Raw genomic sequence first — 25,756 nt, 5'->3', positions numbered from 1 at the left:
ATTAAAACTCCAAATTGATACCTGGTAAATCCAAGGCGATTTCTGTTACTTCATAGGTCAAACGATTTAAGACGGACAAACTTGGACGAGCAAGTTGTTCTACTTCGTCCTGCTCAAATTCACTTGGCTCATTGACAATTTGTCCCATAATATGATTGACTTGTGAGATTGTTCCACTAATTACAAAAGCATCAAAGACAATCATAAAACTCACAATTACAACGATAGAGGTCACTTTCCCTTCCTGATCCTGATTTAATAATTGAAAATTGACGTCCACTTTCGTTTCTGGCGTTCCGTTTTCTTTTTCCCACTCTAAATTACGTGCGTCATAGTGATATTGACTGACAAATTCTTTTTCGCGTTGTAATTCCATTTCATTTCTCCTCAAAATATGCGTTATTAAAATTATATCATATTTTCCAGCGCCTGACTATTTTAATCAGTATGAAAATCATCTCCTTTCAATCTTTCTTTTAGATTAAAAAAGGAGCTGGAGAATTTTTCTCCAACTCCTAGAACGATGAAACTCATCATTATTTATTCAATGGTTTGCGAAGCGCTCCGAATAACACACCACTTACAATTGCGCCAATCAAGATGAAGATGATATAGAGAAAGGCATTTGAAGTAAGTGCAATAACGAAGATACCTCCGTGCGGTGCCATGAGTTTAATACCAGCCATGCCGACAAGTGCGCCTGCTAAAGCTGAACCAACCATAAAGCTTGGAATGGCACGGGCAGGGTCAGCAGCACCAAATGGAATAGCACCTTCCGTGATGAATGAGAGACCCATAACAATGTTTGTTAAACCTGAATTGCGTTCTTCTTCGGTGAATTTGTCTTTGAATAGAAGGGTTGCGACAAAGACTGCAAGAGGTGGAACCATACCACCAGCCATAACTGCTGCCATTACAACTGAACCACCTGTTGAAACAGTTGCTGCAAGAGTTCCTGTACCAAAGATATAAGCCGCTTTGTTGAAGGGACCGCCCATATCAATAGCCATCATACCACCTACAACGAGTCCAAGGAGGACAGCTGAACTACCAGATAAGCCTTCTAGGAAACTATTCAAGCCAGTATTGATAGCTGCCATTGGAATATTCACCAACAACATCAAGAAGCCAGTTAGCAAGGTTCCCAACAGTGGATAAAGTAGAATGGACTTGATACCCTCAAGCGACTTTGGAAGACCACTCAAGACTTTTTTAAGGAAGTTTACAACGTAACCTGCAAGGAAACCACCCACTAGAGCTCCAAGGAAACCAGAAGGTACACCAGCAAGTGCAAGAGTTGCTTTCCCACCTTCAGCAAATGGAATTTTACCAAAAGCAAGACCTGCTGAAGCCATACTACCTGCTACAAAACCTGGTGCTAAACCTGGCTTTTCAGCGATAGAATAAGCGATATAACCAGCCAGTACAGGAAGCATAAAGCCAAAGGCCAAACCACCAATATTCTTAAACATTGCTGCCAACTCATGATAAGTACCGAGATTTGCTAATTGATCTTTTGGCACTCCCATTGCTTGGTCAATCAAGAATGCCACCGCAATCATGATACCACCACCGATAACGAATGGAAGCATTTGGCTAACACCACTCATCAAGTGTTTGTAGAATCCACCTGCTGCATTTGTTGAAGAGGAGGCAGCTTTTTTATTGGCTGCATGATACACTTCTGCTTTTCCTGATAGTGCTAAGTTAATCAACTCTTCTGTCTTACGAATACCGTCAGCAACTGGGCGGTTAATCAATGGTTTACCGTCAAATCGATCCATTTCTACAGCTTTATCAGCCGCAATAATAACCGCTTTTGCTTTTTGAATATCTTCTGCTGTCAGTTTATTTCCGATACCACTAGCACCGTTGGTTTCAACCTTGATGCCAACGCCCATTTCAGCAGCTACCTTTTGAAGAGCTTCTTGCGCCATATAAGTATGTGCAATTCCTGTTGTACATGCTGTTACCGCAACAAGGAAATCACCATCTTTGGTTGCTGGTGCTACCGTTGCGGGCTCTGCTGCTTTATAAGACGCTTGGTCAAATAACGCAATCACTTCGTCTGGTGAAGTCACTTGACGAAGTTTATCTGCAAATCCATCTTTCATCAGATATTGGGACAATTCTGCAAGTGCAGCCAAGTGAGTATCATTCGCTCCTTCTGGTGCAGCAATCATGAAGAACAAATCTGTCGGTTGCCCGTCTAAACTTTCATAATCCACACCCTTGTTTGATTTTGCAAAAAGAACGGTTGCTTCTTTGACAGCCGCATTTTTACTGTGTGGCATGGCAATTCCGTCCCCTAAACCTGTTGAGGTTAAAGCTTCACGAGCCAAGATTCCTTCTTTGAATGTTTCAAAATCCGTCACATAACCACGGTCAACTAAACTATGAATCATTTCATCAATAGCAGCTGTTTTTTCAGTTGCTTGTAAATCAAGCAACATCACATCTTTTCTCAGTAAATCCTGAATTTTCATATTTTTTCTACCTCTACTTTTTCATACGTTTCGTTAATAAAAGCGGCTGTTGCCAAGTCATCAGAGAAAGTCGTTGCCGTTCCGCAAGCTACTCCCCATTTGAAGGCTTCAACGGCATTTCCTGAACGAACAAATTCGCCAGTAAAGCCTGCAACCATTGAGTCACCAGCTCCGACAGAATTTTTTACGATTCCCTTGATTGGTTTTGCAAAATAAGCTCCGTCCTTTGTTACCAAAAGCGCACCGTCGCCTGCCATAGAAATAATGACATGTTGCGCACCTTTAGCTAGAATTTCACGAGCGTATTTCTCAATCTCATCCAAATTTTCCAGCTTCACTCCGAAAATATCACCCAGTTCATGATTGTTTGGTTTGACCAATAATGGCTGAAATTCCAGTGAATCAATAAGTGTTTGTCCCTCGAAATCACAAACGACTTGTGCTCCAGTTTGTCTCGTCAGGCTAATTAACTCTTTGTAGACGACATTTCCTAAATTTTTATTGCTTGACCCTGCAAAGACAACTGTATCTTTCTCTGACAGCCCCGAAAGAATATCTTTTAATGCTGCCAATTGCTCTGGTGAGACGGTCGGACCCGTTCCATTGATTTCTGTCTCAGCATCTGCTTTAATCTTGACGTTGATACGCGTATCCTCTGACACTTGGACAAACTTGGTCGCAATCGCTTCATTTTCCAAGGTATCAGTAATAAATTTTCCAGTAAAGCCACCAATAAAGCCAGTCGCTGTATTGTCAATTCCCAAACGTTTGAGCACACGACTGACGTTGATGCCTTTGCCACCGGCAAATTTATCATCGCTCTCCATACGATTCACGCTTCCAACATTGACCTTATCCAAACGGACAATATAGTCAATAGAAGGATTAAGCGTAACAGTATAAATCATACTTCAATAACCTCCGTTTTTTCTTTTATCTTTTCCAATTGCTCACTGGCACAAGCACTGGTAATAATACTTGCACGTTTGATAGGTGCGACTTTCACGAAAGAGGTCTGACCGATTTTTGAGGCGTCAGCTAAGATATAAGTCTGTTTGGCGTTTTCAAGAATCGCTCGCTTGACTGCTCCTTCTTCCATATCAGGCGTTGTATAGAAATTTTCATCAATCCCATTCATACCAATAAAAGCTTTATTGAAATTCAACTGACCGATTTGGTTCAAAGCAACCCCCCCGATACTAGCATCTGTTGAGCTTTTGACAACCCCTCCGATAATAACCGTTGGAATGTTTTTCTCAACTAATTTTGTAGCATGGTGAATGGAGTTGGTCACAACCGTCATATGTTTGCTTGAAAGCTCATTGATTAACAATTCATTTGTCGTTCCAGCATCAATAAAAATGACATCCTGTTCTTGTATCAATTCCGCTGCTTTTTGAGCAATTCGTAATTTATCTTGAACGTTTTTGATAGATTTTTCTTGATTGCTTTCTTCCTCTTGAAGAAAATGAATGCTTTCTGCTCCACCGTGAATCCGACGCAGTTTTCTTTCATCTTCCAATTCATCTAAATCTCTGCGCACTGTTGATTCAGACGTATTTAACAAACGAACTAAGCTATCCAGAGAAACAACTTGATGACGATTGATTTCCTCTAAAATTACCTGTTTGCGTTCTGATTTTAAGATAGACCTCACCTCTTCCTGCAATCGTTTACAGATTTATTATACACCAATTCATTTCAAAGTCAAGCATTTTCTTTCAAAAACTATCACTTTTTTAATAAAACAGCAAAATGCAATAAGAAAAGGCTGAAATTCGCATTCAACCTTTTCTTTTCTATACTGTTATACTGTAGCTTTGATTGCTGCTTCAACAGCTGCTTTTTCTTTGTCAATCAAATCAATACGAGCGGAAATTTCTTTGATTCCCATGCTGATGTTACGGCTAATTGCCAAATCAGATAATTGTGGTTCAAAGAAGGCCTTGTATTCTGCCAAGCGTTCACGCGTTTTAAAGATATTTGCTGGATAAATGACAAATTTGTCAAAGCTCATATCTCCGCCAAGAGCCGCCTTGATCCAATCCCAGTTTTCACGCGCCCAAGTCCAAATCGTTCCCTGAGTAAAATCATGTTGCAAGAAAGTCAGATACCAACTCATGGCCAAGTCTTGTGGCTTCACAACATCTTTATTTTTCCATTCTTTTAAAAGACGTGTCAATGTTGCTTCACTCTTCGTATAAGACAGAGCCGAAGCCAATTGACGTTGGAAGTTGCCATCAACCGTTGCAATGTAGGTTGCTAGATAGTTATCAGTCAATTCTGCTGTCTCATGGTGTTTGATTTGGTTAATCAAAATTTGCAAACGAGTGGCTGCTGGAAGTTTTTCCAAGTTTTCTTGATGCGCTTCAAAGATTTGGCTCGCTTTTTGGCTCGCTTGTTCATCATCAGCTGCAATCATATTTGCCACAACAATTTGACGTACCAATTCATCTTCATCTGTTTCACCGTCTTTCGCTTCAAAGCCAAGTCGGTCAAAGTTATCTTCATTCAGCTTAACGAGTAATTTTTTAAAGGCTGCCTCTGTTTCTGTTCCTTCATCCACAAAAGTCCGCAAGCTATTTAGTACAGCCTTCACAGCAGATACTACAAGATAAGACTTTTCATTGGTCAATTTTTCGATAACTGGGATTAAGTCTGCAAATGAAACAAAACCAGCTTCAGCCAATAAACGACGTTCTTGCACCACTTGTAGCTTACTTGTATTATCCAAGTTCGTAATAGTTGCCAAAATATTATCCAACAATTCACCTTGATAATCAGTGATGTAATGCGCAGTATTTTCTGTATTGAAGCGAAGCGCTCCTTCATTTTGTGCTGCTAGAGCTGCATAATTCGGAATTTCAAGCGTTTCGGTTTCTAAAGTATCTGGAATACCTGTCCAATTGCTATTTAACGGTACAACCCATAGACGGCCTTTTTCTTCTTTTTCTCCAATAAAGAATTGTTTTTGAGAAATTTTGAGAGTGTCATCTTCCACAACCGCTGTCAAAACAGGATAACCGGGTTGTTCTAACCACGAATCCATGAAGGCTGCCACATCACGCCCTGAAGCTGCACCGAGAGCATTCCACAAGTCGCGACCAATCGTATTACTGTATTGGTGTTTTGCAAAATAAGCATTCAAGCCTTTTGCAAAATCTTCATCTCCTAGCCAACGACGAAGCATGTGCATAAGACGACTTCCTTTAGCATAAACAATCGCTGGGTCAAATAACGTATTGATTTCGTCTGGATGTTTTACTTCCACATGGACAGATTGAACACCGTCAGTCGCATCCCGTTTTAGAGCCAGAGGGACACCACCTGTTTGGAAATCCTCAAAAATGTTCCATGTTGGCTCAATGGCATTCACACAGACATATTCCATCATATTGGCAAAACTTTCATTGAGCCAAAGGTCATCCCACCACTTCATTGTAACCAAGTTACCAAACCATTGGTGAGCCAATTCGTGAGCAATCACAAGAGCTACTTGCTGACGGCTTGTAACAGTTGAGTTTTCATCTACTAAAAGATAAACTTCACGATAAGTGACCAAGCCCCAATTTTCCATAGCTCCTGCAGAAAAGTCTGGCAAAGCTACATGCAGAGATTGAGGAATCGGATATTTTACTCCATAGTATTCTTCATAAAAATCAATAGAGCGAACTGCAATATCTAAGGCAAATTCCAAATTTGAAGCAGGGTGAGCTTTGGTAGAGTACACACCGACCAAGGTACCATTCTGCGTTTTTGCTGTAACGCCCTGCAAATCACCAGCCGCGAACGCCAAAAGATAAGACGACATGCGAGGAGTTGTTGCAAACTTCCAGATGCCAGTTGCTTTTCGATTTTCTACATCAACTTCTGGCATATTTGAAAGTGCGATTTCTCCTGCTTCTTGGTCAAATTTCAAAGAAAGATCAAACGTAGCTTTTGCTTCTGGCTCATCTACACTTGGAAAGGCTTCACGTGCAAAATGACTTTCAAATTGAGTAGAAAGAACTTCTTTTTTGACTCCGTCAACGGTATAGTAAGAAGGATAAATCCCCGTCATATTATCTGTAATTTTACCTTTATAAGTCAGCGTTACTTCAACAACTCCTGCTTGACCAAGCTCAACGTAAACTGCTTCATTTTCATTATCTACAGAGAAAGGACGAGCTTCGCCAGCTACCTCAACGGATTGGATTGTCAAATCCTTTTGATGAAGAGAGATTTTTTCTCCCTTTGCTTCCCCGCTAATGCTGACCTTACCTGTGAATGTTTTTTGCTCCCGATTCAAATCTAAAAAAATATCATAATGTTCTGGAACAAATGTTTCAATAAAATGTGCAACTGCTTGCATGTATGTCTCCTTAATAATATAATCTGTAACTATTGTAACATAATTCACGTGTCCTAACACAATTTCTCTATCGTTTTCCTCATTTTGTGATAAAATAGAAATACGTTACTATTTTAAGGAGAAATCATGTCTGAAATTTTTGATATTACGATTGTTGGTGGGGGACCTGTGGGTCTTTTTGCTGCTTTTTATGCTCATATGCGTCAAGCAAAAGTAAATTTGATTGATTCGCTGCCTCAGCTCGGTGGACAGCCAGCCATTCTCTATCCTGAAAAGAAAATTCTGGATGTTCCTGGTTTTATCAATCTAACAGGTGAAGAATTGATTGAGCATTTGATTGATCAAGTAAAAACATTTGAAACAAGCATACATCTCAATGAGACTGTATTAGATATTGAAAAAAACGATGAATTATTTACCTTAACAACTAGCAAAGGAAAACACATCTCAAAAGCCATTTTGATTGCTATGGGAGGTGGTGCTTTTAAACCACGTCCGCTGGAGCTAGAAAATGTAGACCAATTTGAAAACATTCACTATCACGTGTCAAATATCAATCAATACGCTGGGCAAAATATTGTTGTTCTAGGCGGTGGTGACTCTGCTGTTGATTGGGCATTGGCTTTTGATAAGATTGCACCGACCAGCATCATTCACCGCAGGGATAATTTCCGTGCTTTAGAACACAGTGTCAATGAGCTAAAAGCTTCTACTGTCACGATTAAAACACCATTTGTCCCAAGTCAACTTATAGGCGATGGAAACAAACTCACTCATCTTGAGATTACTAAAGTGAAAAGCAATGAAACAGAGCTCTTGCCGCTTGATCAGCTTTTTGTCAATTATGGCTTCAAATCATCTGTTGGAAACTTAAAAAAATGGGGACTAGAACTCAATCGCCACAAGATTATCGTCAATAGCAAACAAGAAACTTCTGTCGCAGGTATCTATGCTGCTGGAGATTGCTGTAGTTACGACGGAAAGATTGATTTGATAGCCACAGGACTAGGCGAAGCTCCTACAGCTATCAACAATGCTATGAACTATATCTATCCCGACCAAAAAATACAGCCAAAACATTCGACCAGTCTTTAAAAAGCAAAAAACTTGAAGTTCTCAAAAGAGCGCTTCAAGTTTTTTATATGTGCTTATTTCACGCTATCCATTTTTTCTCGGCAAACCCTTTCAATGAGATCGAGTTTTTCAACACTTTCCTTTTCGTCTTTACCAATTGAATAGATGTATAGTTTGATTTTAGGTTCTGTACCTGACGGTCTGAGTGCATACCATGAACCATCTTTAAAGTAATATTTCAAGCAGTTTTGTTTTGGAAAATCAAGATAGCCATCTTTAAAGTCAATCACTTTTTCAAGTTCCATTGCTCCAACTGTTGTCAACGGATGTTCTCTAAATTCTTCCATCATGCGACCAATTCGCTCTTGACCTTCTACACCTTCTAGCTCAAGCGAAACTTGTCTTTCATTATAGAAGCCAAACTCTGCATAAATATCATTTAAAACATCTAACAAAGTCTTACCTTGTTTTTTAAAGTAAGCAGCCATTTCTACAATCATCATAGAAGCACTGACAGCATCTTTGTCTCTGACAAAAGTTCCATAGCAGAAGCCAATACTTTCTTCATAACCGAACACATAAGTTTTTTCTTTGGTACGTTCATATTCATTGGCTTTTCCACAGATATTTTTAAATCCAGTTAAAGTCTCAACTGTTTCAATGCCATATTTCTTTGCAATTGCTCTAGATAAATCTCCTGTAACGATAGATTTCACCATGACAGGATTTTCAGGCAAATTGTTGAGGGCATAACGTTGAGAGAAGATGTAATAAGCAAGCAAAGCACCGATCTTATTTCCGTTTAAAAAGATATAATCGCCATTCGCATCTCTTACTTCCAGAGCAACACGGTCACAATCTGGGTCATTGGCAATCAAAATGTCACAATTATTTTCTTTTCCAAGCTTTTCAGAGTAAGCAAATGCTTTTGGAAATTCTGGATTTGGATAACCAACTGTTGTAAAATCTGGATCAGGAAATTCTTGTTCTTTGACAACAAAGATATTTTCAAATCCTCTTCTTTTCAGAATTTCTCTGACAGGAATATTTCCTGTGCCATTCAAAGGCGTATAGCCGACCTTGATAGATTTATCAACATCTTCATTGATCGTTAAATCAAGAACTTCCTTGTAGTAATCTTCTTCAACAGATGGATCAATATAATTTGCAAGACCGCTTTCCAAGGCTTCTTCAAAAGGAATGGACTTGATGTCTTCAAAATTCACAATTTCATCCATATGACCTGCAATTTGTCCTGCAATGTCATCTAAAATCTGTGAACCTTCTTCCCAATACGCTTTATAGCCATTGTATTCTTGTGGATTATGACTAGCCGTTACCATGACTCCTGCTTTACAGTGCAATTTTCTAATTGCATACGAGCACATTGGTGTAGGATGAATGCCATTGTAAATATAGGTTTTAATTCCATGAGCAGCCATGATAGAGCAAGTCAATTCAGCAAATTCTTTTGATTTATATCTGACATCATAACTGATTGCAACACCCCTTTTAATCGCTTCTTCACCATGGTCTTTCAAGGTTTCAGCTAATGCTTGGGCTGCTTTTCCTACCATGTATTTATTCATGCGGTTGGTACCAGCACCCAATTTCCCACGAAGACCAGCTGTCCCAAACTCAAGACCCTTGTAGAATCGATCTTCGATTTCAGCTTCATCATCCTGAATAGACAGCAAATCAGCTTTTGTTTCTTCATCGAAGAAATCATTGTTTAGCCATTGTTCATAAACTTCTTTGTAGTTCATATAACGACTCCTTTTAATATATTATTTCTCAATAAATCCATTCTATACTACCTTTTCGTTTTTATCAATCCTTTTTCCGATTTTTCTTTAAAACGCTTGCAGTTTTTTAATTTTTTTGCTACTTACAATCATTTTGATATTTTTATATTCTAAATACTCTGTATCAAAACTAACCTAAGCAAATATTCCCTTGGAAAAACGATTGTATTCAGAAACATCTAAAATGGCATCTACCATTTGTCGGTGCATGAGACGAAAGTCACGCGCACCATCCACCATTTCAACTTGACTAATTTTATTGATTAATTGATAAAACATCTTAGCAAAAAAGCTACGAATAGGAGGCTCTCCATCACGAGTTGTCCATCGTGTTCCCACACAATCCAAATCAGGGTTCTTATCCAGCATGGATTTCATTGTGAGTAAAAGTTCCGGAGGATCTTGCAAATCTGCATCCATGACGGTCACCCAATCACCAGTTGCACGTTTGAGACCTGCGTAAAGAGCCGCTTCCTTTCCAAAATTCCTTGAAAAAGAAAGATAATGAACATGTTCATCTACTTGATTTAGGTCGCGTAGAATTTATAAAGTCTATCTTGTGAACCATCATTAACAAAAATATATTCAAACTCTTCGTTCATCTGTGATTCTATTTTTTCCATTTCTGAATAAAACAGTGGAATCGTCTCTTCTTCATAATAACAAGGAATAACTGCTGATATTGCCATTCTTCTCACTTTCTGAATGTTCCTTCTGTTAGAATAGCTCTGACTCGCAACAATCATATTATACCATACCCACATGGCATTCTCTACTATTTCCATAAAGGAGAAACAAGAACTTCTCAACACTATAAATCAAAATATTTTTATTTTATGCCAGCACTTCAGCATTAGAAAAGTAAATTTTACAATTCAAAAATATAATCCACAATTCTCTTAGCCACTTTTTCTGTTGCTTTAGCCATATCTTCTCTAGTCCAAGTATCATTTTGATAATTGACTAGGGATTTTTCAAAGGAGTAACCGCTTTTTGCGTAGGATATGAAATTGCTAAACTGGAATTTAACGAACTAATCTCTTTACTCTTTCAACATAATCGTCTGCATGATTTATGCTAATATCTCCATGATAATACCCTTGTAATATTTCAAGTTCACTATTTGGTATTAATTCAGCAATTTTAACTGCCGATTTTTTCATAATAGATCTTTCTTTGCTCCCAACTAGTATTAGAACCTTTGCTCTAGTACGTGATAAAGTATCTTTTAATTCATAACTAGAATTTGACTTCATAAAAGCAATTAAATTATTTTTTGAAATTTTACAAGTATCTTCATAATATAAATCATATAAACTATTTTTTATCTTTAAATTTTTAAACTGTAATTTTGAAAACCAGCTTTTTTTAGTTAAACCATATGTTAAATTAAATATCGGTTCTATCATTTTATAAGTAAACTTCATTGGAATCACCAAAGCACTTTCAATAACAGCATATTCACATATATTGGGATTCCTAGATAATATTTCTAACAATACTTGTCCTCCTAATGATAATCCTCCAATCAATTTTACTTTTCCATTATAATTTTCATTTATAAAATTTATTATTTCTGAAGCATTATTTTCAATAGAAATAAAATTTGTATCACTGTCTGAGTGTCCATCTAGTATAGGAATAACAATATGAAATTCATCTTCAAGCAAGCCTATTTCATCTATATAATTCCACCAAGAAAGACCACCACCGTGTAATAAAATTATAATATCTTTATTTTTTAATCCATACTCTTTGTATTTCATTTTACACCTCTAAATTATAATTTAGCAATTCACATACTCACATATTATGCCATATATTTGTGAACCATTCAATGAAATTCATAACATGACTATCTTTTATCTGTATTCCATTACGTCCCCATTTTTCATTCTCTCTATGTCCAAACTCTCATAGAGAATGGCAAGTTTGTGTAAACCGCAAGCTTATTGATTGCTACGCTCCAATGATACGCTTGAACAGCTCTAACAGCACGTCTTCGACATCGCAAACATTGAATACCAGTTCGATAGCCTTTTCCTTTCAGCTCCAAAAACCTGCCTTTTTCTTCGTCCTGCGAGGTATAGACGAACACATCATCCCAGATAGTAATGCTCGATGTATTTATCGTATCTGTATTCGGATTTGATAAATTGCAAGAATAAGTGCAACATTTACTCTAACTCATCCACTAGAGCTTCACAAGCCGTTCTGTAACCTAAACATTTTCGTGGTCGGTGATTGATATCATATAAGGCCTTGTTCAAAGCCTCATCAGAGATAGCGGCTAAATCTGTTTTCTTTGGGAAATATTCTCTTAGTAAGCCATTTGCGTTTTCATTGCTTCCTCTCTGCCAGGATGAATAGGCATCCGCAAAGAAAAAGGAAATTCCTAAATTCTCTACCAGAGGATAGCAGGCAAACTCTTTTCCCCTGTCTGAAGTGAAGGTTTTAAGAGCCTCTTTTGGAAATAGCCTACAAAGTTTTTCGATGGCTGAAAACATGGCTTTGGCTGTTCTATCTGGTATCTTGAAAGCTAAGTAAAAGCGCGTTTTTCGCTCTAGAAAAGTAGCTAAACAGCCCTTGCTTTTGCCTCTGGAAGACACCACAGTATCAAGCTCCCAGTGACCAAAAGTTTTACGATTCCTGACCTCTTTAGGACGTTTGGCAATCGACGTGCCAATCCTAAATGTCCCACGTGTTTCTTTAGGTTGTCGAGTTTTTCCTTTACGACGAAGGACACTCAAATCCAGATCAATCAAACCAGCATAGAGCCAGTTATAGATGGTTTTAAAAGCGACCATCGGCCTTTGTTCAAGCTGATAGCGACCACAAATCTGTTCAGGCGACCAGGAGGATTTTAAACCGTCCTCAATTTCCTTTTTCAACTTTGGTGTCAAACGAGACTTCCGACCTTTTTGCTTAGCCCTGCGGTCGTACTCTTCCTGTGCTAAGACTGCAGAATAACCATTTTGACATCGCCCTAACTCTCTTGAAATGGTAGACTTATGGACACCAAGTTTACTTGCAATTTGGCAAGGTTTCAAACCGAATTCCAAGTAGGTTTCTATCTTTATTCAGTCAGTTATGGTAAGATGGTAGTAGCTCATAGTTTTTCCTCGGGTTCTGTTTGTGTGGTTACTTACAGTTTACACCAATGAAACGCTATGAGTTTTTTTGTTGCACTATATTTTACAATTTATCCTGTAAATAAAAGACTACGCTCTGCATATTGAACTGCCATTCGTTCCCGTTGTTCAGAGGACATCTGAGGCCTCCTTCTTAACAAATAGCAGTTTTCCTTCTCTATAGCGATAAGCTATCAATTTCTGATGTTGCTTAATTGACTTAACAACCTGCAGTAGATCTCTCGAATAAGGTTCCCGAAGAGTAACTTCTACTGCCTTCCCATCAAAGATACCAACACGTTTAAACTCAATGTAGTCTTTTTTGAGATGTCCTAAGCCCATACCAAAGGGAAAGTGATGAATCAATTGGATGGTACAACCACCTTTATTTCCCATTTGTTTCAAATCACACAAGTTTACTACCTTCATGATTAACTCCTTTATCTAGTTTGTCGCATCGTTTGAGTCTGGAAACGATAAACTCCGTGTCTGTTAGAAAATTCTCACACACGTCTTGTGCCAGTTGCCCTTCACAGGGAAATACTCTCAGTCCCTACTTACACAGGCACGCTAATCAAGACGGAGTGGATTCAATTTTCAAAGAACAGGTAGCTTTATTATAGATAAGAGTAGTTGAAATTTTTATCACATTTTTGGGCTTGTTGGAATAATTGGCTAAGTTCTTATTTCTACCTCTTCTCACAAGACCATACGTACCTTCTTTGTTTTATGGATAGTAGATATCATCGTAAAAAATGGTTACTGATATATCTATTGTCAAGAAAAATCATCAAATTCCTCGTATTATCAACCAAAAAATTTCTTAGAAGTTGATTGAAAAGACTTCTATGACCGACATTACCCATCAGCAATCCATTTCAACTTCAACTGTCATTCGCAAGCTCAATGACTTTCACTTTGAGCATGATTTTTCTCGTCTGCCTGAGATGATGTCCTGGGACGAGTACGCCTTTACCAAGGGAAAGATGAGCTTTATTGCTCAAGATCTTGATAAGCTCCATATCATCACTGTTCTTGAGGGAAGAACACAAGCTATCATTCGAAATCACTTTCTTAAATATGATAGAGCCGTTCGTTGTCGAGTGAAAATCATTACTATGGATATGTTTAGCCCCTACTACAAATTGGCTAAACAGCTTTTTCCAAATGCAAAAATAGTACTCGACCGCTTCCATATTGTACAACATCTTAGCCGTGCTATGAGTCGTGTACGTGTCCAAATCATGAATCAATTTGAGCGAAAATCCCATGAATACAAGGTCATCAAGCGTTATTGGAAACTCATTCAACAAGATAGTCGTAAACTCAGCGATAAACGATTTTATCGACCTATATTTCGGATGCACTTGACGAATAAGGAGATTCTAGACAAACTCTTAAGCTATTCCGAAGACTTAAAATACCACTATAATCTCTATCAGATCTTGCTTTTTCACTTTCAGAATAAGGAGCCTGAGAAATTCTTTGGACTCATTGAAGACAATCTAAAGCAGGTTCATCCTCTTTTTCAGACTGTCTTTAAAACCTTTCTCAAGGATAAAGACAAGATCATCAACGCCCTTCAATCACCTTATTCCAACGCCAAATTGGAAGCGACGAATAATCTTATCAAAGTCATTAAGCGAAATGTCTTTGGTTTTAGGAACTTTGAAAACTTTAAAAAACGAATTTTGATTGCTTTAAACATCAAAAAAGAGAGAACCAAACTGGTCCTCTCTACGTGTTAGCTTTTCATCTACCCACTACAGTTGACAAAGAGCCCGAAACCTTAGTTATTCTTCAATCAACTACAATTGCAAAAGAGCCAGATATTAAGCTTCATCTTCTTTTTTGCGTTTCGCAACCAAGCCTAGACCTACAAGACCAAGCGCAGCACCAAGTGCGGCAACTCCAGATTTAGATTGTTCACCAGTGTTTGGCAACTCACGACCTTTTGGTTTTTCTGGTGTTGGTGGTGTTGGCGGTGTTGGCGGTGTTGGCGGTGTTGGCGGTGTTGGCGGTGTTGGCGGTGTTACCTTGTTGTTAAACTCAGTATCTTCAGGCATTTGTGAAGTAAGGGTCAACATTTTACCTTCCTTAGTTACAGTAACTCCAACAGTCGCTACCATCTTATCGTACTCAACTCCAGCCTCTGTACCTTTCACTTCTTCTACATGATAGATATAAGTACCTTCTTGACCAAGTTTGAACTCAAGAGCTGAAAACTTGATCTTACCTTCAGCATCATTGCTTACAGTTTCAATAACGTTTCCTTTTTCATCCTTCAAGACAAAGCTAAACTCACCAGCCCTTAAGACACGACCATCAAGTTTCTTAGTGAAATTAAACTGTGCTTTAACAGGAGCCACAACGTAGTTGTTAAAGATTTTGTCATCAGTACCAGTTGCTTCTCCACCTGTTGAAGTCATTTCAGTATGAGCTACCAAGAGACCTGTAGTCTCATCCTTTGTAACTGTTACTTTAACTGCGACAGTCATTTCATCATAGTCTACATCAGGTTTATTTCCCTTCACTTCTTTAACAGTATAGTTGTAAACACCAACTTTATCGAATGATAATTCACCGAAATTAATTTTCCCATCAGCCTTATTAGTAACAGTTTCATTTACATTATTATCACCAGTCAATGTGAAGCTAAAGTCACCGGCGTTCAATGTTCCATTTGAGAGAGACTTATCAAACTCAAGATTTACCTTAACAGGAGATGATTTGAAAGTATTGTTGAACTCTGTATCTGATGGAAGAGTATTGGTTGCCTTAAGTACGTGACCGTCTTTCGTAACAGTGATGGTTACTTCAGCTTTCATTGGGTCATAAGTCATTCCTGCTTCAGAACCTTGAACTTCTTCTACAGTATACTTGTGAGTACCAACTTGAGTATTGTCAAAGGTCAAATCGTCAAAGGCTACAACACCACTAGCATTGTTAGTCTTAGTTTGAAGAACAGTTCCATTCGCATCTTTCAATTGGAAACTGAATTCGCCAGCTTTCAATTTACGGCCTGCAAGAGCCTTGCTGAAGTCGAAACGAGTCTTAACTGGAGCTACTGCAAAGTTGTTAAACTCTGTATCTGCAGGCATTGTAACGTTAGCACTCAAGACACCTGTTTGAGCGTCTTTTGTGACATTTACAGTCACAACTGCGTTCATTGAATCATAATCGATGTTTGTATCAGTTCCAGCTACTTCACGTACAGTGTAAGTGTGAGAACCTTCTTTATCGTAAGAGATAGCGTCGAACTGGATTGTACCATCAGCCGCATTCTTCTTCGTTTGGATCACATTGCCGTTTTCAAGCAATTCAAATGTGAAGGCATCCTTTGTAAGTTCTTTACCTTCAAGTTTCTTAGTGAACTTGAATTGTGCTTGTGTTGCAGCAGGTGTGAAAGTATTGTTGAACTCTGTATCTGATGGAAGAGTATTGGTTGCCTTAAGTACGTGACCGTCTTTCGTAACAGTGATGGTTACTTCAGCTTTCATTGGGTCATAAGTCATTCCTGCTTCAGAACCTTGAACTTCTTCTACAGTATACTTGTGAGTACCAACTTGAGTATTGTCAAAGGTCAAATCGTCAAAGGCTACAACACCACTAGCATTGTTAGTCTTAGTTTGAAGAACAGTTCCATTCGCATCTTTCAATTGGAAACTGAATTCGCCAGCTTTCAATTTACGGCCTGCAAGAGCCTTGCTGAAGTCGAAACGAGTCTTAACTGGAGCTACTGCAAAGTTGTTGAAAGTTGTATCATCTGTACCAGTTGCTTCACCACCTGTTGCAGTCATCTCTGTTTTGGCAGTTAACAGACCTGAATCCTCATCTTTTGTTACAGTCACCTTAACTGCGATAGTCATTTCATCGTAGTCTACATCAGGTTTGTTCCCCTTCACTTCTTTAACAGTGTAGTTGTAGACACCAACTTTATCGAATGACAATTCGCTAAAGTTAATCTTACCATCAGCCTTGTTAGTAACAGTTTCATTAACATTATTATCACCAGTCAATGTGAAGCTAAAGTCACCAGCATTCAATGTTCCATTTGAGAGTGACTTATTGAACTCAAGATTTACCTTAACTGGAGATGATTTGAAAGTGTTGTTGAACTCTGTATCTGCTGGCATAGTCGTTTGAGCTATGTATGAATCTCCGTTAGCATTTACCGTGATTGTCACTTTAGCTTTCATTGGATCATAAGTCATACCAGTTTCTGAACCAGTGACCTCCTCAACTGTATAATGATAGGTTCCTGCAGAGTTAAACAAGAGTGGATTAAAAGTAATATTTCCCAAACTATCGTTTTTTTGAGTGTCCACAACTTGACCCGTACTATCGTCAATCAAATTAAAAGTGAACTCGCCACGTTTTAAATTTCTTCCGTCCAAACGTTTAGTAAATGATAAATCGACCCTTGCTGGTTTTTTTGCTTTTGTCGCTGAACCAGATCCTCCTGCCTTAAAGGCAAAAGTTGCTTGGTAACTATACTCTTCTCCATTGTTATAGGTGATTTTGATATCATTTCCGTGTTTTTGTTGCAATTCTGCAAGTGTAGGGCTTGCTGAAACATTCTTCAATCTGGTCATATAACGAACGTAAATCATTTCATTCAGTTGTGCTATCTTGAATGAAAAACCAGACGAACTTGTTTTGATATTTTCTAATAATTGAATTGCATTTCCTTTAGATACCCACGGTGAAATTGACTGAACCTTTTCGGCTCTAAGAGCTTTTCCATTCCACAAATCCACATGATCGTCAGGAATTGGTGTTGCATGCCCTGCTCGCCATTCAGCTTTTCTTTGGTCATCAAACTCCTTTAATACTGGATCACCATCTTGAACTAATTCTTGATCATCTGGAAGACTATCAATCAATTGGTAGTTGTTTAAAACCTGTGGAGCTACTAGACTTCCTGCATTTACACGGATGGTCCATTTGATTAATTCAGGATGTCCTTTTACTGCTTCTCCGTATTTTTCAACCTTTGATTTTGCTGCTGGTGTTGGAGCATTTTCGGGGCCTACTGTTACTGTAATCTTGGTTCCATTGAAATTGAGTTCCGTTGGAACATTTGGCTTAACAGACGCTTTCCAACCTGTACTAAGGTTTAACGTATAATTTTTTCCAAGATTATTTTTTTCAAAGTAATCTGTAAAAGTGGTGATCACTTTGTTATTAACTGAATCCAAAAACGCATTGCCGATAACTTGATTATTTGGTCCAAACACATCATAGCGTAAACTTGTAGGGATTCTAATAGCATCCGGGATATCAACTACCAGTTTATCATTTCGATTGATGGTTAAACTATCAGGCATATTCATGCGAATGATTGTTTCTACTGGGGCAAACAATCCATTACCATTTGGGAAATTTACTTCAACGTCTGGATTTTGTACGGTAATCGTATCACCTGTTTTTACAAAAGTTGTTGTACCACCTGTTGAAGGCAGTTCTCTTTTAGACCGTCTTGACCTAGTCGTAGGTTGTGCCTCAGTTTTTTTATCGTTAGCTACGGGCGCAGAGCCTTCGGAACTGGCTTTTGAAGTTGGAGAAGCTGACTCAGCTGGTGCAACACTAGTGCTAGCTGGTGTTGCAACTTCATTTGATTGTTTTTCAGTCTTTTCCCCTTTAACCACATGTGCAGGGGCTTCGGCACTGGCTTTTGAAGTTGGAGAAGCTGACTCAGCTGGTGTAACACTAGTGCTAGCTGGTGTTGCAACTTCATTTAGTTGTTTTTCAGTCTTCTCCTCTTTAACCACATGCGCAGGGGCTTCGGCACTGGCTTTTGAAGTTGGAGAAGCTGACTCAGCTGGTGCTACAGCTTCATTTGCATCAAGACCAGATTCCTTGTGTCTCTCGCCTTGATTCTCTTGTGTGACAACTGAAGTTTGTGACTCTGTATTATTCTTCACTTCATCCGCATAAACGTTTCCTTCCACAAATACCAGTGTTGACAACAACACGGAAGCAACACCAATAGTGTACTTGCGAATAGAAAAACGTTCTTTAGATTCGGAAAACATTCTCTTCATTTACACCCTCCTACGATTGTAGATAATATTTTTGTACATTATATCATAAAATTATCAAAATTAAATGATACAAGTAGATTTATAAATAATTTTTCTAACCTTTTAATTGTTCAAATCTTTCATTACAGAACAATCATAACTATCGAATAGCCTAATTTCATAGATATCTATGAAATTCTAGACCAAGCATCTCATATAAATTGAATGTTTCCGCACTCTTCTAAGCCATTGATTGTTTTAAATTTTAATTTTTAAGCATTCTAAAGCTAGTATGGTCCCATCACAATTAGTTATGAATGAGTAACAGTGTTCAAATCATGAATTAATTTGATAGAAAGTTCCATAAAATTTCTCGATACAGAAATTCTTCAACCATACTCGCATTGATTAAGAACAATAAAAATGAAAACCAAGGAACTTGATGTTGAAGCCCAATTAAGTTTGCTTGATTCGTACTTCCTTGAGCATGAATCAGACTAAAGCATAGACTTAGTATCAGTAGGCTAACGAATCCAATACCAAGCCATTTTATCCTAGATTTCATATTGACCTTGACCACTTGTTTTCGTTGACCATACATCCATAAAAAAGAAATGAGTGACGAACCATAGAGAATCTGAAATATAGTTAACTCACCTATACAAAGCAATTTCAGTAAGAAAAAGGATACCAATAGGACATTTACTTGTTGGAATATATAAACTGGAATTATTTTTTTCATAGTTACCTCCGAAATAAATCTTCATAATCTAAATCTAATACCTGCACAATCCTTTCTACCCAGGGACTTTGAGGCATTCGTTGTTCCATCTTATAGTGACGAATCTTTTGATACAAACGATTCAATTCACTTGGATAGTGAAACTCTCCCGCAAACATTTTTCTGGTTAACTCAATCCAGCTGATATTTCTTTCAGCCAAAATAATAGACAAGTTTTCCCAAAATCGTTCAGCCATATTGCTTCTCCTTTAATTAGATAAAAAATGTGTTTGTTCCATGTAAATCAATTGTTTCGTATCTCTTGGCAATAAAGCTCTAGCTTCCTCTAAATTCAGATTTGGATAAACCCGCTTATTTGAAACCGCAAGAGGAAGTCTGATGGTTAGTTCTGGATTTTTTAAGATCATCTCAACGAAATCCGTTAATCTTAAATTGTCACGGTTCTTAAATCGTAATAAATTGGGAGATAAAAACTCAAAACAATCTGAAGAATAGCTCATCATCTCAATTAATTTATCCTTTGTCATTTCAGAAATAGAATGAGGAGTGACCTCTATGCCATACTTTTGAAAGAAATCTAAAAGAAGTTGATTTCTATGACAATTTTTACTTAGATAGAGATCAATCATGGGAAACCTCCCAAAGATTCGGTTCCATTTGATATTCTGAGACAATTAAGGAATCTAATAAATTTGAGAAGTTAATTGATTTCTTGTCTTCATCATAAGCTCTTACAGTTACTTGGGTTGTAAGTATTCCCTCTTTTCCCTCGGCTCTATAGCCTTGTCCATATAAAACAAAAACAAGATTTTGATTATCATCTACAAAGGCATCAGCTCCGTTCTTTATATCCTGACTTTCAAGGAATTCCATAATGTTTTGAAGATAGGATTCATAAAATAGTGGGTAATTATGTTTTTTATGGTAATCATCTAAAAATGTCACCTCAAACTCACATGGATAATTGGGCATCAAAAATATTTGTTCATCCAGCTGTTTGATTTCTGCATCATGTAATTCTGTTTCTAAATCATCACAATCTAGTATTGATTCTTTATTTAATGCTTTCATCTTTTTCCTCTATTTCTTTTAATTTCTTTGCGATTGCGGCAATCACAGGAACGGTTACACTATTACCAGCTTGTTTATAGAGCTGACTATTACTAGAGACTTTTCTAGCAGCTTCAAAAGCCCAATCAGGAAACCCTTGCAAGCGAAAACACTCTTTAGGAGTGATTCGTCGTATCCTCAAACGATAAAATTGTCCATCTATCAAAACACCAGCTACATGGTAAACTTGCTTATCTTCTCCTTCATAGCTAGCCACTGCTACTCCCATTTGCCCACTAGTTGTTAACGTATTAGCTATACCTTTTCCAACTCTACCACGACGATACTGTGAACTTGGTCTTTCTAAATTGATTGAATCTCCAATCTCTGCTTGAGCATATCCTTTTTTAGTTGCCTCTCGGACTTTTAGAAATTGGATTGGTTCTGGAATTAGTATTTTAGGGATTTTATCTCCTCCTTGCATCGTAGTCAGTGTTGGAGATAAGCCCTCACTTCCATAGACACGACCTGTCTCCTTAAAGCTAGTCGGTAAATCTCCAACAACGACAATACCATGACGATCCTGAGTATTTAAAGTAAACATCGGCTCTTGGTTTTCCTTAAATCGTCTCCCATTTTGTCTCTTGTCTAATCTATCTGGTGTCATACAAGGAATCGCAACCTTAAATCCTTCTCCTTTTCCACGAACTAAGGTTGGCGCTAGACCCTCTGAATAATACACTTTAACGCTCATTCCACTTTTTGATGGATTCAAATTTCCTAGTGTTTTTAAAGTCTCAGAGTTAGTTGCTTGACTTTCTCGTCTGAAAGGAAATAAGAGTCTGGTACCTTTCTTTCTAGAATGTCCGATAATAAACACCCTCTCTCTGTTTTGGGGAACGCCAAAATCCTTACTGTTAAGCACCTGCCACTCAACATCAAACCCCAACTCATCAAGTGTGGTAAGAATTGTGGTGAACGTCCGTCCCTTATCGTGATTGAGTAGGCCTTTAACATTTTCAAGAAAAAGAAAACGTGGTTGGATTTGTTTGGCCGCCCGAGCAATTTCAAAGAACAAAGTTCCTCTAGTATCTTCAAATCCCAATCGTCTTCCTGCGATTGAAAATGCTTGACAAGGGAATCCCCCACAGATGATATCGACTTTCCCTCTAAGTTTTTTAAATTCGTCATCTGAAACATCTCGTATGTCATGAAATTCTATTTCTCCTTTCGTTTGAAAAATGGACTTATAAGATTCTCTAGCAAATTTATCAATCTCACAAAATCCAATACACTCATGTCCAACACTTTCCATTCCAAGTCGAAATCCACCAATACCTGAAAATAAATCAATAAATCTCATTTCTTTATCACCCCTTTCTGATCGACTATCAATGTCCAAAGTGTCACACCACTTGAAATTAAAATGAGCATAACTAATATCCACTCGATTTGCGACATTTAACCACCTCCTTTTCTAACACGGTTATTCCAAATAGAATACAAGCCGTTAAACACAAATTCAGCAAGTACTTCAGCTCTTCGGACAAAGCGAACATTATCAAGAGCATACTGATAGATTCTTTCAAAATCAGTCATAGCAATTTCACTGGCTGTTTCAGAAAAACCTTCTCGTCTAAATTGATCTTGTACCAATCCCCAAATATAATCTCGATCATATTTTGTGACCTTTTCTACTTTTCTTTTCAAGATAGGTTGAGTATTCCACTCCTCCTCATCCTCAAAAAGAATTTTAGGTAATTTATAATACCGTTCTGAAGTTTGGTATTGATTTGCGGTAATTCGTTTCATTGCGCTCCTCCAAGTTCTTTGAGTATTAAATCTCCATTTGGTTCCAATCGAACCAAGTCACTTTTTTCTAATTCAGCCATAAGAGATATGGCCTCAACAATATCAATTCCCATTTCACGTACTAAAAATGAAATGACAATATAGCGTGATGATTGTAATTCTTTTGTCATTTTCCCTCCTGAAAATAAAAAAGAGAACAATATTCAATTGTTCTCTCCTTAGATAAATATTTATTGTTGTATTCATTTTTCCGATACGCAAACGATATCTACAAATACATTTACATCTATGTGCCTTTTTAGGACTTTTTTGATGTCAAAATTGCCTTTATCTACAAAGACAAAATGCTTGTAAAATAGCTTGAAATCAAGGATTTTCACCTTTTTTTTCGTTGTAGCAACACTACACACTCAACTTGCTCATTATTGTCCAAACCTATATTTAAATCTTCATCGATGATAGGAAGTTTAAAAGTAATTGATTTTAGCCATTGCCCATTCGGTTGCTTTTCTTCGTAAATTTGAATTTCAGAAATCAAAGCTGTAATTAACTGTCTACGCTCTACATCATTCATTACCTTGTAGAGTTTATCAAAATAGATCAAAATCTTATATATGTTATCTCCTGTAAGTTTCTCAGCTTCAATAGTTTGTTTCTTTGCTTTCGCATCAATTAACAATGATTCTAAGTCTTCAATCTTATCATACATACGATAAAGTCTATCGTCTAAGTCCTGTTTTCTTCGTTTGTAGTGCTTATCATCAGCATCTAAATTATCTATTTCCTCAATTAGCTTAAATTTCGTAGAATGGCTCTTCCTCAATTCTTTCTGGTAATTATCTATCTCTTTTTCTATTTCAGAGGTATCTACCTTCATGTTAATTTTTTCTTGCATCATAGAAGCAAATTGGGGATTGCTTACTATCTTTATAATTACCTCAGCAACTGCATCATCTAACAATTCTTCTCTGATTTGTTTATTGTAAGTACATTTATGACCTCTTATCATATGCCTATGTTTACAGCCATAGTAATAAAAATCTTTATACTTTGTACCATCTTTCTTTTTCTTGATACACTTGTTTCCAAACATTCCCACTCCACATATCGGACATTTTACAATTCCTGAAAGCAGATGTGTGCGTGTATCTTTCCCTTTATTAACATGCTCATATTTCTTTGCTTGAGATTTTAACTTAACTTGAGCTGCTTGCCATAGCTCATCAGAAATTATAGCTTCATGAATACCTTCAGCTATTAAATATTCATCTTGTTCAACTTGCTTATATTCATTTCTTGTTCCATGAACTTTTTCTAAAGTTCTTCTTCCAAAGGCTATTTTCCCGTTATATACAGGGTTTTTTAATATCTTTCTTATAAGACCTGCATCAAACAATGGATTTTTCCCATTTTGTCTTGGTATTTTTCTTATACCATGATTTTCTAAGTATTTAGAAAGTCCATTTGCTCCAATGGTTGTATTTACATACTGATCAAAAATAGTTCGTATCGCAATTGCTTCTTCCTCATTGATTATCAATTTCCCATCAATAAGTTGATAACCATAAGGAGCAAAACCTCCATTCCATTTGCCCTCTCTTGCCTTTTGAATACGCCCTTCCATTGTTTGAACACGAATATTTTCTCTTTCAATTTCAGCCACAGCTGATAAAACTGAAATCATCAATTTACCTGCATCTTTGGATGAATCAATCCCATCCTCAACACAAATCAAATTGACTCCAAAATCTTGCATTGTTTGTAGAGTTGATAAAACATCAGCAGCATTTCTTGCAAATCTCGATAATTTAAATACAAGAACGAAAGACACTCCATCCTTTCCGGTTTTTATATCTTCCATCATACGAGTAAACTGAACTCTACCTTCTATAGATTTTCCAGACTTACCTGCATCTTCGTATTCACCAACAATCTCATAATCATTATAGAGAGCAAAAGCCTTCATTCTTGATTTTTGTGCCTCTAAAGAATAACCGTCTATCTGTATTGATGTAGATACTCTTGTATAGAGGTATACTTTTATTTTTTCTTTTGACATAGCATTAACCTCAATATCCTTTTTTCTATATCTTTATATTTATACCAATTATGGTTTGGACTCATATATCAAGTATATTATATCACTTTTATTACTTTTTCTCAATCTGCGTTTTTGCCATGTCAAATTTATTTTTACCTTCTGTACTTTTTACTGGAGTTGGATTTGGAAGATTATCTAAATCTAAAACTCCAGCATACTTTGTAATCAGATTTGCTATCAAATCAGCCAATCCATTCCAGCCATTATCCACTAATACACCCCCTCCGATTTAAATTCTTTATAATCAAGTATTATTTTTCTTACTAAGTTTTATGACATTGGTAGGTGCATTGGCTGCTACATAGGAATCTCACCTCTGCCCCTTATTCCAGACGAGGCAGCTTAAACTATTGAAGTATCATTATCACTACTTGTATCATCGAACAGATTGCCACCTCTGTTTTTTATGTATTCTTATTTACCGCTCGCTTTCTTGTATCCTTGGTTAACCCAGTATTCATAAAACCGAAATTACTTTCAGCAGAAAGGTCATGGCGTAATTCATAATTCTCCACAAGCAGATAAAGTCCTACCTTGGTCTATTCAGTTGTCAAAGAGCAATATTTGAAAGGGATTGTTTTCTCTACATTTTCCTATTTGCCATAAGCAGGCGTATCTCTTACCCAAAAAAGTAAATGAGGTCAAACTCCTCTTCACTTTACATAAGGAAAATTTGACCCCTTTGGTTACCGAAGTTTTAAAGTTCTTCGATAATTTTTTTCAGCTTTTCAAGAATTTTGTTTCTTCTTTTGATTAAAGCTGGATGTGTAATACTTTTGAGCTTTGCCACTGAACGAACCGTTTCATCATTGAAATATAAGCGTTCAATAATATCTCTTTCTTCTGCATTGAGCCTTGATATAGCATTTCTGACTGCTTCAATCATCATCTGTGTTTCCACAATCTTTTCTACATCAACGCTTTCATCAATAATGCTATCTGCAAAATGTCCGTCATGATCCAATGATGAAAAAAAGAGCAAGTGGTTTTTCTTATCCACCTGCTCTAAATACTTTTCGTGTTCTTTTTCTCGCCAGTAGACTTTATATATCTGCTCGCTGACTTTAACCCTTTGTCCGTTGACATAAAGGTAATATTCTTTTGACATTTTATTTCCTCCATTTCTTTTTTGTCTGCGTTTTTAGACAAAAAAAGGAGGACTTCTACACTTAGGCATA

At 37.3% G+C, this 25,756-nt stretch carries 19 protein-coding genes and 4 pseudogenes; 2 read left to right on the top strand and 21 right to left on the bottom strand.

Annotated elements, in window-relative coordinates; all coding sequences use genetic code 11:
- Position 1: 1 nt before the first annotated feature.
- The 5 genes from ACOMA9_RS01825 to ACOMA9_RS01805 form a co-directional block, all read right to left on the bottom strand.
- Positions 2–376, bottom strand: a complete 375-nt coding sequence (locus ACOMA9_RS01825; protein ID WP_330944991.1) for a DUF1149 family protein — start codon at positions 374–376, stop codon at positions 2–4.
- Positions 377–536: 160 nt separating this feature from the next.
- Positions 537–2,486 (bottom strand): PTS fructose transporter subunit IIABC, encoded by a 1,950-nt coding sequence (locus ACOMA9_RS01820; RefSeq protein ID WP_330944992.1) that lies wholly within the window; start codon positions 2,484–2,486, stop codon positions 537–539.
- Positions 2,483–3,394, bottom strand: coding sequence for a 1-phosphofructokinase (pfkB, locus tag ACOMA9_RS01815; RefSeq protein ID WP_421424486.1), 912 nt, complete (start codon positions 3,392–3,394; stop codon positions 2,483–2,485). The genes ACOMA9_RS01820 and pfkB overlap by 4 nt, the downstream gene beginning before the upstream one ends.
- Entirely contained in the window at positions 3,391–4,134 is a 744-nt protein-coding gene (locus ACOMA9_RS01810; RefSeq protein ID WP_070671076.1) for a DeoR/GlpR family DNA-binding transcription regulator, read from the bottom strand. Before ACOMA9_RS01810 ends, pfkB begins: the two co-directional genes overlap by 4 nt.
- Positions 4,135–4,293: 159 nt before the next feature.
- On the bottom strand, positions 4,294–6,837 hold the full coding sequence (locus tag ACOMA9_RS01805) for a M1 family metallopeptidase (protein ID WP_421424484.1): 2,544 nt from the start codon (positions 6,835–6,837) through the stop codon (positions 4,294–4,296).
- Positions 6,838–6,963: 126 nt separating this feature from the next.
- On the opposite strand from ACOMA9_RS01805, the gene ACOMA9_RS01800 reads away from it, so the two are divergent.
- Positions 6,964–7,932 (top strand): NAD(P)/FAD-dependent oxidoreductase, encoded by a 969-nt coding sequence (locus ACOMA9_RS01800; RefSeq protein WP_057489706.1) that lies wholly within the window; start codon positions 6,964–6,966, stop codon positions 7,930–7,932.
- A gap of 53 nt (positions 7,933–7,985) precedes the next feature.
- Here the strand turns inward: ACOMA9_RS01800 and ACOMA9_RS01795 are convergent, their stop codons facing one another.
- The 5 genes and pseudogenes from ACOMA9_RS01795 to ACOMA9_RS01775 all read right to left on the bottom strand — a co-directional run bounded on the left by ACOMA9_RS01795 (position 7,986) and on the right by ACOMA9_RS01775 (position 13,276).
- The gene (locus ACOMA9_RS01795; RefSeq protein WP_330944994.1) at positions 7,986–9,677 is read right to left on the bottom strand and encodes a phospho-sugar mutase; all 1,692 of its coding nucleotides are present in this window, start codon (positions 9,675–9,677) and stop codon (positions 7,986–7,988) included.
- Positions 9,678–9,854: 177 nt separating this feature from the next.
- A pseudogene (locus ACOMA9_RS01790) lies at positions 9,855–10,405 on the bottom strand (glycosyltransferase family 2 protein); the annotation flags it as partial.
- A 336-nt stretch (positions 10,406–10,741) separates the two neighbouring features.
- Positions 10,742–11,482: an alpha/beta fold hydrolase gene (locus ACOMA9_RS01785; protein ID WP_059220865.1), complete on the bottom strand. Its 741-nt coding sequence runs from the start codon at positions 11,480–11,482 to the stop codon at positions 10,742–10,744.
- A 411-nt stretch (positions 11,483–11,893) separates the two neighbouring features.
- Positions 11,894–12,796, bottom strand: a complete 903-nt coding sequence (locus ACOMA9_RS01780; RefSeq protein ID WP_421424567.1) for an IS30 family transposase — start codon at positions 12,794–12,796, stop codon at positions 11,894–11,896.
- A gap of 180 nt (positions 12,797–12,976) precedes the next feature.
- Positions 12,977–13,276 (bottom strand): hypothetical protein, encoded by a 300-nt coding sequence (locus tag ACOMA9_RS01775; RefSeq protein WP_330944866.1) that lies wholly within the window; start codon positions 13,274–13,276, stop codon positions 12,977–12,979.
- Between the two features lie 341 nt (positions 13,277–13,617).
- On the opposite strand from ACOMA9_RS01775, the pseudogene ACOMA9_RS01770 reads away from it, so the two are divergent.
- Positions 13,618–14,595 (top strand): annotated as a pseudogene (locus tag ACOMA9_RS01770) (ISL3 family transposase); the annotation flags it as partial.
- Between the two features lie 84 nt (positions 14,596–14,679).
- Here the strand turns inward: ACOMA9_RS01770 and ACOMA9_RS01765 are convergent.
- The 11 genes and pseudogenes from ACOMA9_RS01765 to ACOMA9_RS01715 all read right to left on the bottom strand — a co-directional run bounded on the left by ACOMA9_RS01765 (position 14,680) and on the right by ACOMA9_RS01715 (position 25,686).
- Complete coding sequence (locus ACOMA9_RS01765) at positions 14,680–18,894, bottom strand: Spy0128 family protein (RefSeq protein ID WP_421424480.1); 4,215 nt, start codon at positions 18,892–18,894, stop codon at positions 14,680–14,682.
- Positions 18,895–19,225: 331 nt separating this feature from the next.
- Positions 19,226–19,615, bottom strand: a pseudogene (locus ACOMA9_RS01760) (CPBP family intramembrane glutamic endopeptidase); the annotation flags it as partial.
- Between the two features lie 2 nt (positions 19,616–19,617).
- Positions 19,618–19,851 carry a hypothetical protein gene (locus ACOMA9_RS01755; protein ID WP_000840776.1) on the bottom strand — a complete coding sequence of 78 codons (234 nt, stop codon included), beginning with the start codon at positions 19,849–19,851 and terminating at the stop codon, positions 19,618–19,620.
- Between the two features lie 12 nt (positions 19,852–19,863).
- Positions 19,864–20,244 carry a thioredoxin domain-containing protein gene (locus ACOMA9_RS01750; protein WP_106082751.1) on the bottom strand — a complete coding sequence of 127 codons (381 nt, stop codon included), beginning with the start codon at positions 20,242–20,244 and terminating at the stop codon, positions 19,864–19,866.
- Positions 20,237–20,686, bottom strand: a complete 450-nt coding sequence (locus ACOMA9_RS01745; RefSeq protein ID WP_247906369.1) for a hypothetical protein — start codon at positions 20,684–20,686, stop codon at positions 20,237–20,239. The genes ACOMA9_RS01750 and ACOMA9_RS01745 overlap by 8 nt, the downstream gene beginning before the upstream one ends.
- Positions 20,670–22,028, bottom strand: a complete 1,359-nt coding sequence (gene dcm, locus ACOMA9_RS01740; protein ID WP_330944868.1) for a DNA (cytosine-5-)-methyltransferase — start codon at positions 22,026–22,028, stop codon at positions 20,670–20,672. Before dcm ends, ACOMA9_RS01745 begins: the two co-directional genes overlap by 17 nt.
- A gap of 98 nt (positions 22,029–22,126) precedes the next feature.
- A pseudogene (locus ACOMA9_RS01735) lies at positions 22,127–22,411 on the bottom strand (replication initiator protein A); the annotation flags it as partial.
- A gap of 62 nt (positions 22,412–22,473) precedes the next feature.
- Complete coding sequence (locus tag ACOMA9_RS01730) at positions 22,474–22,647, bottom strand: hypothetical protein (RefSeq protein WP_106082748.1); 174 nt, start codon at positions 22,645–22,647, stop codon at positions 22,474–22,476.
- Positions 22,648–22,853: 206 nt separating this feature from the next.
- Positions 22,854–24,536 carry a recombinase family protein gene (locus ACOMA9_RS01725; protein WP_421424473.1) on the bottom strand — a complete coding sequence of 561 codons (1,683 nt, stop codon included), beginning with the start codon at positions 24,534–24,536 and terminating at the stop codon, positions 22,854–22,856.
- Between the two features lie 91 nt (positions 24,537–24,627).
- Positions 24,628–24,789 carry a hypothetical protein gene (locus ACOMA9_RS01720; protein ID WP_223339678.1) on the bottom strand — a complete coding sequence of 54 codons (162 nt, stop codon included), beginning with the start codon at positions 24,787–24,789 and terminating at the stop codon, positions 24,628–24,630.
- 486 nt (positions 24,790–25,275) lie between these two features.
- Positions 25,276–25,686, bottom strand: a complete 411-nt coding sequence (locus ACOMA9_RS01715) for a sigma-70 RNA polymerase sigma factor region 4 domain-containing protein (RefSeq protein WP_000032596.1) — start codon at positions 25,684–25,686, stop codon at positions 25,276–25,278.
- Positions 25,687–25,756 lie beyond the last annotated feature (70 nt).

The organism is Streptococcus atopicus (genome assembly GCF_049166725.1).
Classification (GTDB): Bacteria; Bacillota; Bacilli; order Lactobacillales; family Streptococcaceae; genus Streptococcus; species Streptococcus hominis.
Note: the sequence above shows the minus strand (reverse complement) of the source record. Positions and strands in the feature narration are given on the sequence as shown.